The following is a 16,224-nucleotide window of genomic DNA, read 5'->3' as shown; positions in this document are numbered from 1 at the left end:
TTGACAAGTGAATTTAGATTCATTTTTAAGGAAATAGGAGAGGATTATTTCTTTTTATTTATTATTCCATATGGCTATAATTGATAGATAAAATAAGTCAATCTTCTTTTTATAATTTCTTGATTATCAAAGATAAAATATTTGTATATCGTTTGCTGACTAAATTGTTTTTTGAATTCTCTCTATCTCAATTTTTTGTAATTTGAACTTGTGAGTTTTGCCAACTCTTGATTTTCGTAATTTAATAAGACTGCTATTGGGGAGTCCAAAATTCTTTCTCTTTTTATTTCTATTTTTTCGTCTGTCCATTGCAACTAACTCTGTCCAATTGCTGCTCTTGATGAGCAAAATTTTCTGTACCGCAAATGGAGTATACTTATTATAACTCTAGATTATTTTTTGTATCCGAAGGAATAGATTTTGCTTTTGAATAAAGGTTTTTAAAGTAGGTAGATAACTTCTAGTTTTGTTTTCTATATGTATTTTGTATATTTCAAGTTCAAATAGAGCATTTTTCAAAAAAGTTTTTCATTGATTAAAACTTGTAGTTAGTTTTTTAAGTGGATCTCATCTAGAAAATCTTCATTTTTTTTAAACTTAATGCTTTGGATAATACTCATAATTGACCATTAGAATTAAAAAATTTGCATGTGTTTTACTAAACATAGTATTTATCTTCAAAATTCTAACAGAGAAATAAATTAGTGGACAATTTTCAGAAATAGGGGGAGGGACTAGCTCCTTTCGGATAAATACAAATAGATCCTACAAACAACAATTTTTTACAGTATTTTTTGTGTAAGAGATGCATAAATTACATTATTTCGTATTTGCTGTTTTTTTGCATATGAACTGTCCTCTATAAATATCATTAGCAGCGGTTCTACCTACCTTTACTGCAGATAAAGAGACATTGTTCAGGAACTTCATTTATTCAAAAAAGTCAAAAACAGTTTTTTTGATTGTGATTAGATTTAATATTCGTCTACTTGTTCAAATGACTAGGTTAGTATAACTTTTTTCTTTTTTCATTAAAGCCAATCTACTAATATCATATGGACTACCACGATGTAGATTTTTGCATTTTTTTTATTAATTATTTTAATACCTGTAATATTCAGATTTATGTACGGGTCATCGAGAAATCCACCCCCTATATAAGGTGCTTATTTTGGGGTTAAATTTGGTTAATTCTACAACCAACATTGGTCAAAAATAAACGCGGGGCTACTTTCCTCCATTCAAATGATTAGGGAAACGATGAATAATTCGTTAGTGATTGTTTTTCCAAAGGTCTATTTGTGCGGATACTTGATTGGTAAACGAATTACTCATTACAAGAGAATAATGCCATGTAGTGCACCAAAACTGGTCCAACATCCTTTTGTCAAAAGGAAGATTGAATTCCGTCTGGAAAAGTATATTTACCTATTTGTGGTCTAATATTGATATGTTTGACCCAGGGAAGTCCACCATTTTGTTTGTATTTCGTTATCAGACAGAATGTTATTTATTACAAATAATAGATTCGATCTTTCATCATTTCTAAATGCTGTGTATTGACCATCCAGTCTAATTATCTGCATCTGTGATAAAATATTGTCTTTTTTTACAGCTTTTCCTATCATTGTTACTTATACGTATAGGCATACATAGAGAGGCATAACTTTCCCAAAGTTCTGTAATACAAAATAGTTGTAATTTTTCTTGCAATCATTATATATCTGTAGGACATTTAGGATATTTAGGACTATTAACTATAACTAGTGACTAATGCCTCATGGGAATCATACACATTGTCAAATTTAAATTTTGTTATTGAATCATTGACGGTTGGAACGAGTAATTTTCCTTTGTATTTTTTGATACAATTGATAATTGTGTCAGTTGGTGCTTCTGAAGAAACGCTTTTTAGGGAAGCAATTGTACGATTCCAATGCTACTATTTTCTTTCAATGTATGAGGTGTATTCAATATAATCTGTTTTTCGTGATTGTTTTTTTTGTTTTAGGGAAAGATAAATCATATTCCTTCTAATTATCTCCAATGGACAAACAATATGCATTTCTATCATCATCCCCAATTAGATTGGGGACCTTTTTTTTGAAAGACGCAAAGACTGATCAACACACACACCAACACTACATTCACCCACTGTTTCTCCTTTCCATTCAAAAACTGGAATTCTTTTGTTAGTAATTATCTCAACAACACGGTTTCGTGTTGAAAAATATTACAGCCCATCCAATGAATATTAGTTCCTAATTTAGTCAGGACCTTTTATCGAACTATCAAAACTGCCGTTTAAACAGTCAGATACAATGAACCCGTAGTACGAACTCCTTTCAGCAATTTTTCCTTTCTATATTTAGTACGAGGATCTATTAATTCTAGCATTTCACATTCAGCGGTATTAATTTTTTCCAAAAATGCAAAGATTTTGTCAATTATTTTGCAATCAAGCATATTCTATAATTATATACTTAAGTCTTCTTTTATATAGTAAACCGATATTCAGTTTTAGATAGGAATACTTCATTAGGAAGCAATATCACAGGTGGATATTCTGGGAAATGAATGCTATCGGGATAATGCTGTGTTTCCAAACAAAATGCAGAACGTTTGGGATAGATATGACCATTTTTCCCAATAAAACTGCCATCTAGATAATTTCCTGTATAGAATTGAATACCAGGCTCTGTAGTATAAACTTCCATTGTAATTCCAGTATCGGGAGATAAAACTTTTGCTGCATAGACTAGATTGTTATCATTATCTACTCTGTTAATAATAAAATTATGATCATATCCATTGCCATAAATCAACTGGATGTGGTTCTCTTCTATATGTTTCCCTATTGTATTCATGAGACGAAAATCAAAGGGTGTATCACTGACTTTTTCTGGTTTCCCTAGTGGAATAGAAACATCATTTATTGGCAGAAAAGTATCTGCATTAATATGTAGCTTATGGTTATCAATTGATGGATTCCCTTCTCCAGAGAGGTTGAAATACGAATGATTAGTTAGATTAAGAATTGTTGTTTTGTCTGTTATGGCTTCATAAGTTATTTCAACCGTATTTGTGTTTATTAACTTATAGATAACTTTTACCTTTAAGTTCCCGGGAAAACCTTCTTCTCCGTCTTTGGAAAGGTATGTTAATTCAAGTGTTTGTGCATCTTGTTGATAAGCATCCCACACTACAGCGTGAAATCCTTTTATTCCACCATGTAAGTTGTTGATCCCGTTATTTACTGCTAAATTATATTTTTTATCATTTAGAATAAAATTCCCATTGGCTATACGATTAGCTGTTCTTCCACAAGTTGCCCCAAAATAAGGTTCTTGGTCATTCAAATAATCATTTATGTTTTTTTTCCCTAATACTATATCTATCCATTTACTTTTTTTGTCAGGTACATTGAGAGATACAATTCTTGCACCGTAATTAGTTACGGACATCTCAATGCCATTTCTACTTGTCAAAATGAATAATTGCACAGATTTATCATCTACTATTTTTTCAAAATCTTCTTTCTTCAAACCGTCCAATTTTTTTGTTTTCATGGATCCAAAATACTAGGATTAATGATTAATGAAAATATTTACCTTTATAGAGTTCAAAAATTATTTTGAGTTATATAGTGATATGTTGTTAGTAACACTTAAACTACCAAGTGCCTTACAAGTGGTAAAAGTAATGCTTTTATATAAAAAAGCACAAGTGAATCAGATATTCTGATTTGTCAAAATGAATTTCTCCTATCTTTATGGTAGCCTTTATTATGAAAGCAATTAAGTATGCTATTTGGTTTGTTTTACTCCCAGTAGGAATATTTTATATCTTGCCCGTTGTTTTGTTTCAAATTCCTTGTTTTCAAAAAACAACATCCAACGTATTATCCAAATATTTGGAAGAACAAATAGGGACAAAGGTCAATATTGACAAAGTTGAATTCCAGTTTTTTGATAAATTAATTTTAAAAGATGTGTATTTGGAAGATGAATCTGGTAATATTTTTTTTTCTGCTAAAAAAATAGTCTCAGGTTTTGATTTTTTTTCTCTCTTTCAACATCAGATTCGTATCAATTCTACTCAAATAGATGCTTTTACTTTCAATTTAACAAGAGAATCTGTTGATTCACCTTTAAATGTTCAATATATCATCGATGCTTTTGTGAAAAGAATGAGAAAAATTGAATTAAGTATGCGAAATTTTTCTTTAAAAAGAGGAAATTTTTATTATAGAGTGAAAGATAAAGAGTCTACTCCAGGCAAGTTTAATTCGAATGATATACATTTGAGTGGTATAGTAGCAGCCATTCAATTATATGAATTTAATGATATGATATTGAAAGCAGACATAGAGAGATTGAGTTTTACAGAGAAGTCTGGATTTCGGGTAAAACGACTGAGTTTTGATCTGGTAATAGATAGTAATAACATGCGGGTTAATCAATTTGATTTAAGACTCCCTGAATCTCATCTTGTATTAAAAAAAATTATAACTGATTATAACCATTCGCATTCGAGAATTTTTACAGCTAAAACACATTTCAATTTTCAATTAGAACCTTCACAAATTAATTTGAAAGATGTTTGTTCTTTTATTCCAGTATCTTCTTATTTTCAAAGTCAATTAGAAATAATGGGTAAATTTGTAGGCAATCTAAATAATTTTAAACTAACGGGGTTAGCGGTTAAAGAAGATAACATGGTCGTCAATGCTGATATGGAAATCTTCCATTTGAATGATCCTTGTCAGGCAAGCATATATGCTAATGTTAAAAATTCCTTTATTACTCCATTGAAAATTCAAAAAATAGCGAGTTACTTTAATTCCAAAAGAGCCAATTCCTCTCTATTAGTGGAAAGATTGGGAAAGATTTCTTTCAATGGAAAGATATCAGGCAATATAAACAGATTAAATACAAATGTTGATATTAATTCTGAAGTGGGAAATTTACAAGCCAGAATTCAATTTTGGAAAAAAGGGACAACTAGTTTTTTATTTGGTAAAGTTTCTACTTTTAGGCTTAACATATGCAGGCTAATCAATAACAACAATTTTGGCTCAGTTCGATTATCCATGAATTTAAATAGTACTTTCAATAATTATTGGAAAGATTGGAAAGGAAATATTGAAGCGTCAATCAAAGAATTTAATTATAAATCCTTTTGTTTGGAGAATGTTTGTTTATCAGGCAATTTTACTTCTAATAGTTTTAGGGGTTCGTTGAAAGCTGATAGCTATGGTGGACAAATCGTTACCAATGGTTTTTTTTTATTGAAAGGGAAGAATTCTAAATTGAATTTTTCGACGAGTGTTTCAAATATATCATTTTATAATTTGTATTCAAATACAAATTATAAAAATTCAAAACTTTCATTTGTACTTGATGCTAATTTAATAGGTAATTGTATAGATAATTTTACTGGAAATATAGCATTGCACAGATTGAAATTTTCTACTGACAGATGTGTTTATTCTGTAGATTATATTTCTGTCGATGCCATAGCGTTGGGAGAAAATAAGAAACAACTGTTGCTACATTCGAATATTCTCAATGGAGAAATAAAGGGTATGTATTCTATAGGTGGAAGCATGTCTAAAAATAAAGGCGATGTATTACATGTCTCCTTTACAAAAGTAGATATAGGTCATGCTTTCAAATCATTATTCATTAGAGCAATTGATTTTGGAGGTATTGCTACTGGATATATTACAGTAAAAGATGTTTTCCATACTTGGCAATTATTTACTAACATAGATGTTCATCAATTTGTTTTCAATAATGTCCCCATGGGAGATTTGACATTGCATGGGAAATGGGATAGAAATAAGCAAGGTATAGAATTGAATGGAAAAATTGTCAATGGAGACAATAGTTTTATTGATATAGATGGATTTATTCATCCGATGAAGAAAGAAAATTCCATTCTTTTTGATGTCCACAATACAGAAATTGCTTTTCTGTATAAGTATTTAAGTAATGTATTATCTGATTTTTCTGGACGATTAACTGGGAAATTACGTTTGTTTGGTGATTTAAGTAATCTGAAGCTTGAAGGTGATGTATTGGTGGATAATGGAATTTTTGGAATTAAATGTCTTAATACTTATTATACTTTTGGTGATTGGATAAAATGTACTCCCAATGAAATATCTATTGGGAATGCAATGGTTTATGATAAATTTGGGAATAAAGCGATTGTTAATGTTGTTATTAAGTACAACGCGTTTAGCAATTTCCGATTTGCAAGTGATTTCTCATGTAAGAATCTATTGGTTTTTGATGCTACTTCTGATATTAATCCTTTATTTTATGGCAAAGCATTTGTCACTGGAACGGCTACACTGAGTAGTAATGGGAAATTTCTATCTATAGAAGCTTTGTTGTGCAACAACAAAAATACAACTCTTGCATTTGACCTTGCAAAAACATCTGATATTGCTGATTGTGATTCTAAAAAAAAGCAAGGGAAGAAAGTTGAAAACAATCTAAAAGAAGGTACAATTAATTTTTTAAAAACTGGAATCTATCTTGATCTAATAGCTAAGATAGACAGTGATGCTGTTTTGAAAATAATAACTAACCCTTTGTTGAGTAACGAAATAAGTTCAATTGGAAATGGTAATTTGCAAATTCGATATAGTACAAAGAAACTGTTGGAGGTATTTGGAAAGTATACAATCGAAAGAGGTAAATTTAATCTCGATTTTTACCCAATAATTAGCAGAAATTTCGAAATTGTAAAGGGTAGTTCTGTGTCCTTTTTTGGCAATCCTCTAACAGCAGACTTAGATGTTAAAGCATCCTATTCTATTTCGGATTTTATGCATAATAATGTTCCTATCAATTTTATCATTCTACTTTCCGGTCAATTGAAATCGCCAAATATAAAATGGTTTTTTGAGGAAGAGAAAGCAGTGAAATCTGAATTCGGAAAGAGTAAGAGAGATCATAATCTCGAATAATGAAGATACTTATTAACAGTTTTGCTATTTTATCTCTTAGTAACGGTAGAGACCCGGTGGACCTTAACCTTGTTGTATAAGACAGGCATGTGTAAGAGAAGATTACAATATTGTGACAAAAGTTTATTCTACAAGCTATATAGACATATATAGTCATTTGTACTCTACATATGTTTTTCTAATTGCGAACCTATAAAAGTGAAAAAGAAAAAGAACAAATTAGAGGTCTTACTATGCAAAAGTGAAAGACAGTTTTTTAGAAGTATTGCGCATTAAAAATGGCTGAGGTGGGGCGTCATATTCTATTTATTGTTCTCCTATGTATATGTACAGTGGTATAGGAATACTCTTTTGGTATCTATTGTGTATAGGTAAAGGAGAAATTAAAGTATGTTAGAAAAAGATTGTGATATTGAGTATAAACTTGTGAAAAGTGGAAATGTTCGGCTAAGGGTTTATCTATTATTGTTATGATCGTGCTTTACCTAGAAGCATACAAAGTCTTGATTTTTTTTGCAGAATGGTTGTTTCTAACAGTCAAAAAGATGTTACAATGAAAAGGAAGAATTAATGAAGGAAGAATTAATCTCTGAGCTTCCTAAAGCCCAAAATTGGATATTTATACTTTTCTTATCCTGCTTTTTTGTTTATGTGAAATTATTAACAAGGAGTAGGCTATTTTTTGCGATGTTGAATGATTTTTCCCTCGCAAAGGGTAAGCAAAATATATTTTATGAAGGAATTGGTGATGAAATAGTCCGTAAAATATTTTGGTTCATACCAACAATTATTCTTTTTTCAATTGCTATTTATTGTACACTCCTTCACTTTTCTAGTTTAAAATTCGAAACCAATATTCAATTATTTATAGATTTAGGAGTTATTTCTTTATGTACTACTACTTACATTCTATATAAGTTCCTACTCAATATTTTGATGGGTCATATCTTTTTTCAAAAAAAAGATGTACTCCTATGGAGTAATTATTTTTTTTCTGCCTTTTCATTATGTGGATTATGTTTATTTGTTCCTGTTTTATTGATGTTTTTTTTAGAAAGTGTTTATTATTTTTGTTTTTATTTTACTCTATGGTGTTTGTTTGTCACAGAAATATTAATACTAAATAAGTCTTATGTAGTATTTTTTCATAAAAAAAGTGTTTTACATTACTTTATTTTGTACCTTTACGTCCAGGTGGTGACTCCTTTATGTTTTTTTTATAAAATAGTAATACACTTTACGAGTGTATAGAAAGGTATTGTTATGTCTTTAAAGATAAAGAAGGTTTTAGTTTCTCAGCCTAAGCCTGCGACAGGGAAATCTCCTTATTATGAAATAGCAAAAAAGTATGATTTACAAATTGATTTCAAACCTTTTATTAAAATAGAACCTATATCTTTGAGAGAATTTAGAAGACAAAAAATAAATATTCAGGATTATACGGCTATTGTTTTTACAGCTAAAATAGCTATAGATCATTACTTTCGCTTATGTAGGGAACTACGATTTCAAATACCAGAATCATTAAAATATTTCTGTTTGAGTGAAACTATAGCGGTTTATTTGCAAAAATACATTGTATATCGTAAACGAAAAATATTTTTTTCAGAATTGGCTACATTAGAAGATTTGATAATTGCGATTTGCAAATATGATAAAGAAAATTTTTTAATTCCTGTATCGAATGTACACGGGAATGGATTGTCAAGCCTGTTAAATAAAAAAAATATTAAATGTAGCACAGCAGTTATGTATCGAACAGTAAGTAATGATTTCAACCAAGATGAAAAATTTGATTATGATTTATTATTGTTCTTTGCTCCTGCAGGAATTAATTCACTGCTAAAAAATTTTCCTGACTTTAAGCGAAATGATGTTGCCATAGGAGCTTTTGGATCGGCAACTGCTCAAGCGGTTGAGCAAGCGGGTTTGCGTTTAGCTATAGAAGCACCTACTCCAGAGGCTCCTTCAATGGTCACTGCTTTAGAAAATTACATCAAGAAATTACGTAAAATTTTATGAAAGATTACTTGCTTTGTTTGTTTTAGAACGAAATTAACCTGGTAAAAAGTTTTTTGGAACTCTTAAAGAAGTTTGCCTGTCAGCAATATCACAGCTACTGAAAAGTAAATAATTAAGCCAGTTACATCCACTAATGTTGCTACGAAAGGGGCACTAGCTGTAGCAGGATCGAAGCCGCAACGTTTTAATATAAATGGAATCATGGAACCGGACAACGTCCCCCATAAGACAACAAAAATTAATGATATCGCAACAGATAATCCTATCCAAACCCAATATTTTCCATAATTGTAAATGCCTATTTCTTGCCAAAGAAATACGCGAGAAAAGCCAATTAGTCCTAATAAAGAACCCAAAAGTAATCCAGATAATATTTCCTTTTTCATTACATACCACCAATTTTTCAAGCCTAACTCTTCTAGAGCTAACGATCGTATAATAAGACTGGCAGCTTGTGAACCTGAATTCCCTCCGCTTGAAATAATTAAAGGTACAAATAGTGCTAATACGACAGCTTTTGATATTTCTACATTGAAATAACTCATAGCACTTGTTGTTAACATTTCGCTAAAAAAAAGGAAGACGAGCCATCTTGCACGTTTTTTGACTAATTCGAAAAGAGAAGTTTTGGTATAAGACAAATCAAGTTCCTGTGTCCCTCCAAATTTTTGAAAATCCTCTGTATTTTCTTTTTCAGCAACATCCATGACATCGTCTATCGTAACGATTCCGAGCAATGTGCCATTGGTATCTGTCACTGGTAAAGCTACACGGTCGTAATCTTGAAATATTTGAATAGCCACTTCCTGGTCATCATAAGCATTTAAAGCAATGAAACGGTTATCAGTCAGGTTTTCTACCGTCTCAGTAGGTTGTGCTAATATTAGTTCTTTTATTCGTATGTCATCTATGAGACGGCGATGGTCGTCAATAATGTAAATAACGTTGAGTGTTTCAGAATCTTTACCAAAACGACGAATATGATCTAAAGCTTGTTGAACAGTATAGTGAGGCTTAATAGCTACATATTCGGGAGTCATCAATCTTCCAATACTTTCCTCAGGATAACCCAAAAGGCGAGTTGTAATAGCACATTCTTTCAATGATAACATTTGAACCAATCTCCAACTTATTTCGCCAGGTAATTCTTCAAAAAATGCCGTGCGATCATCTGGATCAAGGTCATTGAGCAAATTAGTAATTTGATCGGTATTCGCAATAAGACCTTCGATAATGTCTTCTTGCTCTTCGTGAGAAAGATGCTGAAAAGCTTCTTTAGCTAATTCTCTTGGTAGAAGACGGAAAAGAACTATTCCATCATTTTTCTCCAAGTTTTCTATTATCTCAGCTATTTGAAGTGGTTCAAACTTATTAAGTTCTTGTTTTAAGGTCTTCCAATCCTTGAGTTTGATTAACTCAAGAAAATGTAATTTAAACTCTTCCATGTAAAATCTCTCCTTGCAAATTCAAGCTCTGTAAGGAGATACAAATCCTTACGGAGCAATTAATATACTTGTTTTATATAACCCGGCACGTCGTCCATAAATAGCCCAATTTTTAAAGTAAAAATTAATTACGGTTGGATCCCTCTCAGTTTAGGTGTTTCTAAATTTTCTTTCTGAGGACTTAATTTTTTTTCTATCTATGGATCTCTCCTCACTGCCATTTTTCGTAAAACGGCTATGATATAGACGGGAGATGAAATTACAGAAAAATACCCCGCACATTAAAATTGATTTTTCGTTATTCTGAAGACCATTTTTTTGATCTAATCAAAATTTGAATGTGTTGTTAACACAACAACAAACTCCGCACAAGGTACAATTTTATATTTATATAGCAATAATCTTTAATAGTGAAAAGTTTTTAAGTATAGAGAACGGTTGTATTATTTGATTATTATTGATTTCATGAATATTAGTGATTGTTATTTTGATTTGTAGAGGGCTATAACTGAACGTCTGAGATTTACTCTATATATTTGATCATTGAACAGGGTCATGTCCATGTTTTCCCCAAGGGTGACAGCGACAAATTCTTTTTAATGTTAGCCAACCTCCTTTGAGAATTCCATATTTTTTCATAGCGATCGTAGCATATTCGGAACAAGTGGGAATATATCTGCAAGAAGAAAGCAACAGGGGAGAAATACACAAACGATAAAATTGAATGAGTAAAAGTGTTGTGAAAACACTTATTCCTTTTAGTGTTTTTTTCATAGCATTTTTTCTATTAAAGTATCCAAAATCTTATCCATTACTGTTTTTATTTGAGCATAGCTATGCAATTCATCCCCTGTATAAATAAAAGCAAGTGATAACCCTTTATTTTTTATAAAAAGGTATTCCCAAAGTCTATTTTTGGTTAATCTATAAGATTCACGTATTAACCTTTTTATGCGGTTTCGTTTAAAGGAATGTCTTAAACGTTTTTTCGAGACACTAATCAAGATGGATACAGGAATTTTCCCCTTTGTCTGCTTTTCTAAATAGACAATACGCAAAGGATAAATGTTAAAAGATAGGCCTTGTTCAAACAGATAGTTTACTTCTTTTTGTAGAGAAAGTCTTTCAGTTTTAACAAAAGTTCGTTTAAAGTTTGATGAATACATATTTTATTCCTATTATTCCTAATCCTATAAGGAATGTATTGTAATACAGATTAATGTTCTATAACTAATTATTTTTGTCGATCGTTTTTATTATTTCTAATAATGTATATAGTTTGGATTGTATTTTAGTATTGGAAGATTATAGTGTCCGTATATTATCGTTCTATGATACCCTATAGTGAGGGAGATTAAATACATTGTATGCTTATAAAAAGCAGTAAAATAACCCAAATAAAAATACAAAAGAAAAAGTTGTAATCTATATTGAGGGGAGTAATTGTGTTACTAATTTTTTAATTTTGTGGTGAAAAAATTATAAAAAATGAAAATAAAAATTGTCAATAAATCAAAATATCCTCTCCCCGAATATGAGACTCCACATTCAGCAGGATTGGACATAAGGGCCAATATTGACGAGCCAATTATATTAGAAAGAGGAGAAAGGACATTAGTACCTACAGGGTTATTTATTGAATTGCCTGTAGGTTATGAAGCCCAAATTCGTCCAAGAAGTGGTCTTGCCATTAAATATGGCATCTCTTTAGTTAATTCGCCAGGGACGATCGATTCTGATTATCGGGGGGAAATAAGGATAATAGTTATTAATCACTCTAAAAAGTCTTTCAAAATAATAGATGGAGAACGTATTTGTCAAATGATAGTATCTAAATACGAGCAAGTAGAGTGGGATGAAGTGAAAAAATTGGATCAAACAATTCGTGGGAATGGTGGATTTGGACATACAGGGGTATAGTTTTTTTTGCAAAAAGAAAGTATGAGGAGAAAAGCAGTAGTCTCTGTATACCATATATTTTATATGTTAATGCCATTGCTATTTTGTACTTGTCTTTTTGCGGGAGAGTTGCCATATGAAAATCGTTTTAAGTTTGATTATTTCTTTTTGAATGCTATCCGTTTTAAACAAAAAAGTGAACATAATCAAGCTTTTAATTCTTTTCAATATCTTTTGAGGATTGATTCTACATCTTCTGTTGTTTTGTATGAATTATCTAAATACTATTTGTTTTTAAACAAAGAACAACTCGCTTTAAATGCCTTACGAAAAGCAACTTTTTACACTCCTAATAATTTTGAGTATAAATTAGCTTTGGCTAATTTGAGTCGGGAATTAGGAAACAACAATTTGGCAATTATTTTATATGAAGAGTTGATAAAAGGAAATCCTCAAAATCTAGAATTATACTATTGTTTAAGCGATTTATATGTCAAACAACAAAATGTAAATAAAGCTATTAGAGTACTAAACAAGATTGAAAATAGTATAGGGATAAATGAAGATATTGCTTTAAAAAAAAGTCAACTCTATAAATTAATTGGCAAAAAAAAGCAGGCATTGAGGGCTTTAAAATATTTAGCAGAAAAATTTCCTACAGAAGCTAAATATCAGATATTTATAGGTGACTTTTATCTGGATGAAAATGAAATAGAGGAGGCATTGTTATATTATGAAAGGTCTAAAATAATGGATCCTAATAATCTTTATTATTTTGTTGCGATGTCTAATTATTATGCAACTAAAGGAAAAGTAGGATCCGCTATACATAAAATAGAAAGGGCATTAGAGGCTCCAACATTAGACTTAGGGACTAAATTAAACATTCTTGGAAAGTATATTGAAAATCTGTGTGAAAATAAACAAGATAAAGAAGCAGCCAATGTTCTTTTTGAAACTTTAATGGAACAATATCCACAGGATAAGGAATTAAACCGTATGTACGGAAAATTTTTGTTTCTGCAAGGCAAAAAAAAAGAAGCTAAATTTCAGTTTCAAGCTGTCATTGAAGCCATGCCAGAGGATTTTGAAGCATGGATTCAACTATTGAATATTGCTCTGCAAGAGGAAAATTCTGATGAAATTATTTCTATTTGCGAAAATGCTTTAATCCATTTCCCTGATGTTCCTGAATTTTATTTATATGAAGGAATAGCTTACTCTATTAAAAAAGCTTATCAAAATGCTTTAGATATTTATTTGGAAGGATTGAAAATAATTTCAACAGATGATATACTATTATCTACTTTTTTGGGGCAAATAGGGGACTTGTATTATCAATTGGGGAATAAAGAAAAATCCTTTGTTTTTTATGAACAGGCCATTAAGTATAATGATAAAAATATTGTAGTATTGAATAATTATGCTTACCGTCTTTCATTGACAAAAGAAAATTTGGATAAAGCTAAAGAAATGGCAGCTGTAGTTGTTCAATTGCAACCTGACAATATAACTTACATAGACACTTATGCTTGGATATTTTTTCAAGCAGGGGATTATTCTTTGGCAAAATTTTATATTAAAAATGCTATTTCCAAAGATACTGTGGTAAATAGTGAAATCTTGGAACATTATGGAGATATTCTTTACAAGACTGGAGATATTGATGAAGCTGTTTCCAAATGGCAGGAAGCTCTTTGTTTGAAAGAAGCAAGTAATGGAGATACAAGTATTCTCAAAAAGAAAATTACGGATAAGACCTATTACTATGAAGGTACAAAATGAATTTCAACGCATTATCCTAATCCTATTATTAGTCTTTATTGGAAAAGATTTTTGTTTAAGCGAAAAAGATACTACCTTAATTGTTTTGTCACAAGTAACTAATAAAGAGCAGTTAGATAATATTATACAATTCGAACCTCAATATGATACATTCTCTGCCAATTTAAAATTTATTGTTCAATTAGGTGAGGGAAAAGAAATATCAGCGAATGCACAACTAAGAATTGTAAAAGATAAGGCAATACAACTATCTTTACGCGTTCCTTTATTTGGAGGCGAGTCTTATAGAATATTAGTTACTTCGAATGAAATACTAATTCTTGACCGCTTGCATAAGCAGTGTTTTCGAGAGAGTATGCAAGATATTATAAAAATTGAGGGTTTCTTTGATTACTACAAAGTGTTAGAATCTTTATTAAGCAATAGATTATTTATGCCTGGTAAAAAAGAAATTTTAGTGCAGGATTATCCTGATTTCGAGATAAAAAGAGAACAATTTTCAGTGGAAATAGTTCATGTAGACAAATTTAACGAGGTATACAAATTTGTTATAGATTATACAAATCGTATTCAATCCACTACTATAAATAAGGGGGAAAATCAATTACAATGTAGATATGCTGATTGGGAAATTGATTCTGATAGAAGAGATAGAAGATTTTTTCCGATGTCTATTCAATTGATATTCAATGGAAATTATAAGTTGAATTTGTTTTTCAAATCAGTCGAGTTTGATAAAAATTTTACTATTGATTGCAATATACCCAACAATTACAGGCAAGCTGAATTACAGCAAATCCTTCGGCTAATTGGGAATTTGTTATGAAAGTTCAAGTTCAATGGGTTACTATTTTATTGTTTTTATTGTTGTTTGGTTGTGTCTTTTCAGTTCACTCTGCAAGTAAGGTCAAAGAATTGGAAAAACAACGCAAAATGCTTTTGATAGAGATAAAGAATACAAATAAGTTTTTGAATGAAAATCATAAATCAATAGGGGATGTTCAACGTAGAGTTGATCTGCTGGTTAAGCAAGTGAATACAAGGGAACAATTAGTAAAAATTTTGGGGAATGAAATAGGTGTTTTTAATAAAAAAATTCAAGACAAAGAAATACAAATTGCTCAATTAGAAAGAAATCTCCATTTGAAAAAAAGAAACTATGCAATTGCTATTCAAATAGTGTATCAAGAAAAAAATAATCAAGATCAATTATTTTTTATTCTGTCTGCAAGTAATATTGTTCAATCTTTCCATCGAGCATTATATATGAAAGAATATGGTAAATGGAGAAGAGCACAAGGAGAAGAAATCATCATACAACAAAATAAGGTAATTGCCGAAAAACAAGTTCTGAAGTATGATGTACAAACAAAAACCAATTTGGTAAATATTAAAAAGAATGAAGAAGAAAAATTACGAATACAAGAAAGAATAAAAGGGGCTGAAATAGAAAACTTAAAGAAGAATACAAAGAAACTTCAAGCTGAAATAGACAAAAAGAAAAGACAAGCTGAAGTATTGGAAAGAGAGATTGCAAGGATTATCAAAGAAGAGCTAGCTGCTACAAAAAAAGCAGCAGCTAGGGGCAGTGTTAAACGAAAAAGTGAAACTGCAGATGGCTATGCAATGACAAAAGAAGAACAAACTTTATCTACTGATTTTGCCAAAAACAAGGGGAAACTCCCTTTCCCTCTTAAAGGGAGTTATTGTATTGTTAGCCGATTTGGACAGCACCGATATGGTAATATGGAAAATATTCATTACAATAGCAATGGAATAGATATTAAAACTACTCAAGAGAATAGTGCTAGAGCCGTTTTTGATGGAATAGTTACACGAATCTTTATTCTTCCTGGATATCAAGTATCTGTCATTGTGAGGCATGGGAATTATTTGACCCTTTATTCTTATCTGGAACAAGTTTTTGTTAAACAAGGAGACAAACTAAAAATTGGACAATGTATTGGGAAAATATATACAGATAAAGAAAATGGTAATTTAACGATCCTACACTTTGAGCTTTGGAAAGAACAGACCAAACTTAATCCAGAGCTATGGCTATACAGATAATACTCGAGTTCGAAAATGAAT

Annotated in this window: 13 protein-coding genes; 7 read left to right on the top strand and 6 right to left on the bottom strand. The window is 30.6% G+C overall.

Annotation, left to right across the window (positions count from 1 at the left end; translation table 11 throughout):
* Positions 1 to 1,272: 1,272 nt before the first annotated feature.
* The 3 genes from CFPG_RS05780 to CFPG_RS01065 all read right to left on the bottom strand — a co-directional run bounded on the left by CFPG_RS05780 (position 1,273) and on the right by CFPG_RS01065 (position 3,569).
* Positions 1,273 to 1,380 (bottom strand): adenosylhomocysteinase, encoded by a 108-nt coding sequence (locus CFPG_RS05780; protein ID WP_407637775.1) that lies wholly within the window; start codon positions 1,378 to 1,380, stop codon positions 1,273 to 1,275.
* Between the two features lie 924 nt (positions 1,381 to 2,304).
* The gene (locus tag CFPG_RS05450; protein WP_265348024.1) at positions 2,305 to 2,427 is read right to left on the bottom strand and encodes an adenosylhomocysteinase; all 123 of its coding nucleotides are present in this window, start codon (positions 2,425 to 2,427) and stop codon (positions 2,305 to 2,307) included.
* A 68-nt stretch (positions 2,428 to 2,495) separates the two neighbouring features.
* Positions 2,496 to 3,569 (bottom strand): aldose epimerase family protein, encoded by a 1,074-nt coding sequence (locus CFPG_RS01065; protein WP_012573215.1) that lies wholly within the window; start codon positions 3,567 to 3,569, stop codon positions 2,496 to 2,498.
* A 218-nt stretch (positions 3,570 to 3,787) separates the two neighbouring features.
* Here CFPG_RS01065 and CFPG_RS01060 point away from each other — a divergent pair, with 218 nt between their 5' ends.
* From CFPG_RS01060 to CFPG_RS01050, 3 genes are all read left to right on the top strand, one after another.
* Positions 3,788 to 6,982, top strand: coding sequence for a translocation/assembly module TamB domain-containing protein (locus CFPG_RS01060; protein ID WP_265348023.1), 3,195 nt, complete (start codon positions 3,788 to 3,790; stop codon positions 6,980 to 6,982).
* 570 nt (positions 6,983 to 7,552) lie between these two features.
* Positions 7,553 to 8,233, top strand: coding sequence for a DUF4271 domain-containing protein (locus tag CFPG_RS05775; protein ID WP_012573213.1), 681 nt, complete (start codon positions 7,553 to 7,555; stop codon positions 8,231 to 8,233).
* Between the two features lie 12 nt (positions 8,234 to 8,245).
* Entirely contained in the window at positions 8,246 to 9,004 is a 759-nt protein-coding gene (locus CFPG_RS01050; RefSeq protein WP_012573212.1) for a uroporphyrinogen-III synthase, read from the top strand.
* Positions 9,005 to 9,066: 62 nt separating this feature from the next.
* Here the strand turns inward: CFPG_RS01050 and mgtE are convergent, their stop codons facing one another.
* The 3 genes from mgtE to rnpA form a co-directional block, all read right to left on the bottom strand.
* Positions 9,067 to 10,449 (bottom strand): magnesium transporter, encoded by a 1,383-nt coding sequence (gene mgtE, locus CFPG_RS01045; RefSeq protein WP_012573211.1) that lies wholly within the window; start codon positions 10,447 to 10,449, stop codon positions 9,067 to 9,069.
* A 540-nt stretch (positions 10,450 to 10,989) separates the two neighbouring features.
* Complete coding sequence (yidD, locus tag CFPG_RS01040; protein WP_012573210.1) at positions 10,990 to 11,223, bottom strand: membrane protein insertion efficiency factor YidD; 234 nt, start codon at positions 11,221 to 11,223, stop codon at positions 10,990 to 10,992.
* The gene (gene rnpA, locus CFPG_RS01035) at positions 11,220 to 11,615 is read right to left on the bottom strand and encodes a ribonuclease P protein component (protein ID WP_012573209.1); all 396 of its coding nucleotides are present in this window, start codon (positions 11,613 to 11,615) and stop codon (positions 11,220 to 11,222) included. The genes yidD and rnpA overlap by 4 nt, the downstream gene beginning before the upstream one ends.
* A gap of 322 nt (positions 11,616 to 11,937) precedes the next feature.
* On the opposite strand from rnpA, the gene dut reads away from it, so the two are divergent.
* The 4 genes from dut to CFPG_RS01015 are packed head-to-tail and all read left to right on the top strand — an operon-like array spanning position 11,938 to position 16,203.
* A complete protein-coding gene (gene dut, locus CFPG_RS01030) occupies positions 11,938 to 12,369 on the top strand; it encodes a dUTP diphosphatase (RefSeq protein ID WP_012573208.1) in 432 nt (143 codons plus the stop codon).
* A gap of 21 nt (positions 12,370 to 12,390) precedes the next feature.
* The gene (locus CFPG_RS01025; protein WP_012573207.1) at positions 12,391 to 14,133 is read left to right on the top strand and encodes a tetratricopeptide repeat protein; all 1,743 of its coding nucleotides are present in this window, start codon (positions 12,391 to 12,393) and stop codon (positions 14,131 to 14,133) included.
* Positions 14,117 to 14,959, top strand: coding sequence for a DUF4292 domain-containing protein (locus CFPG_RS01020; protein WP_012573206.1), 843 nt, complete (start codon positions 14,117 to 14,119; stop codon positions 14,957 to 14,959). Before CFPG_RS01025 ends, CFPG_RS01020 begins: the two co-directional genes overlap by 17 nt.
* On the top strand, positions 14,956 to 16,203 hold the full coding sequence (locus CFPG_RS01015) for a murein hydrolase activator EnvC family protein (RefSeq protein ID WP_012573205.1): 1,248 nt from the start codon (positions 14,956 to 14,958) through the stop codon (positions 16,201 to 16,203). The genes CFPG_RS01020 and CFPG_RS01015 overlap by 4 nt, the downstream gene beginning before the upstream one ends.
* The last annotated feature ends 21 nt before the right edge of the window (positions 16,204 to 16,224 follow it).

This window comes from Candidatus Azobacteroides pseudotrichonymphae genomovar. CFP2 (assembly GCF_000010645.1).
GTDB classification, from domain to species: domain Bacteria; phylum Bacteroidota; class Bacteroidia; order Bacteroidales; family Azobacteroidaceae; genus Azobacteroides; species Azobacteroides pseudotrichonymphae.
Note: the sequence above shows the minus strand (reverse complement) of the source record. Positions and strands in the feature narration are given on the sequence as shown.

Coding starts and splice junctions, on each gene's coding strand:
- yidD (WP_012573210.1), bottom strand. CDS start 11,223: ATGAAAAAAACACTAAAAGGAATAAGTGTTTTCACAACACTTTTACTC.
- CFPG_RS05780 (WP_407637775.1), bottom strand. CDS start 1,380: ATGTTGGACCAGTTTTGGTGCACTACATGGCATTATTCTCTTGTAATG.
- CFPG_RS01020 (WP_012573206.1), top strand. CDS start 14,117: ATGAAGGTACAAAATGAATTTCAACGCATTATCCTAATCCTATTATTA.
- mgtE (WP_012573211.1), bottom strand. CDS start 10,449: ATGGAAGAGTTTAAATTACATTTTCTTGAGTTAATCAAACTCAAGGAT.
- CFPG_RS01025 (WP_012573207.1), top strand. CDS start 12,391: ATGAGGAGAAAAGCAGTAGTCTCTGTATACCATATATTTTATATGTTA.
- dut (WP_012573208.1), top strand. CDS start 11,938: ATGAAAATAAAAATTGTCAATAAATCAAAATATCCTCTCCCCGAATAT.
- rnpA (WP_012573209.1), bottom strand. CDS start 11,615: ATGTATTCATCAAACTTTAAACGAACTTTTGTTAAAACTGAAAGACTT.
- CFPG_RS05775 (WP_012573213.1), top strand. CDS start 7,553: ATGAAGGAAGAATTAATCTCTGAGCTTCCTAAAGCCCAAAATTGGATA.
- CFPG_RS01050 (WP_012573212.1), top strand. CDS start 8,246: ATGTCTTTAAAGATAAAGAAGGTTTTAGTTTCTCAGCCTAAGCCTGCG.
- CFPG_RS01065 (WP_012573215.1), bottom strand. CDS start 3,569: ATGAAAACAAAAAAATTGGACGGTTTGAAGAAAGAAGATTTTGAAAAA.
- CFPG_RS01015 (WP_012573205.1), top strand. CDS start 14,956: ATGAAAGTTCAAGTTCAATGGGTTACTATTTTATTGTTTTTATTGTTG.
- CFPG_RS01060 (WP_265348023.1), top strand. CDS start 3,788: ATGAAAGCAATTAAGTATGCTATTTGGTTTGTTTTACTCCCAGTAGGA.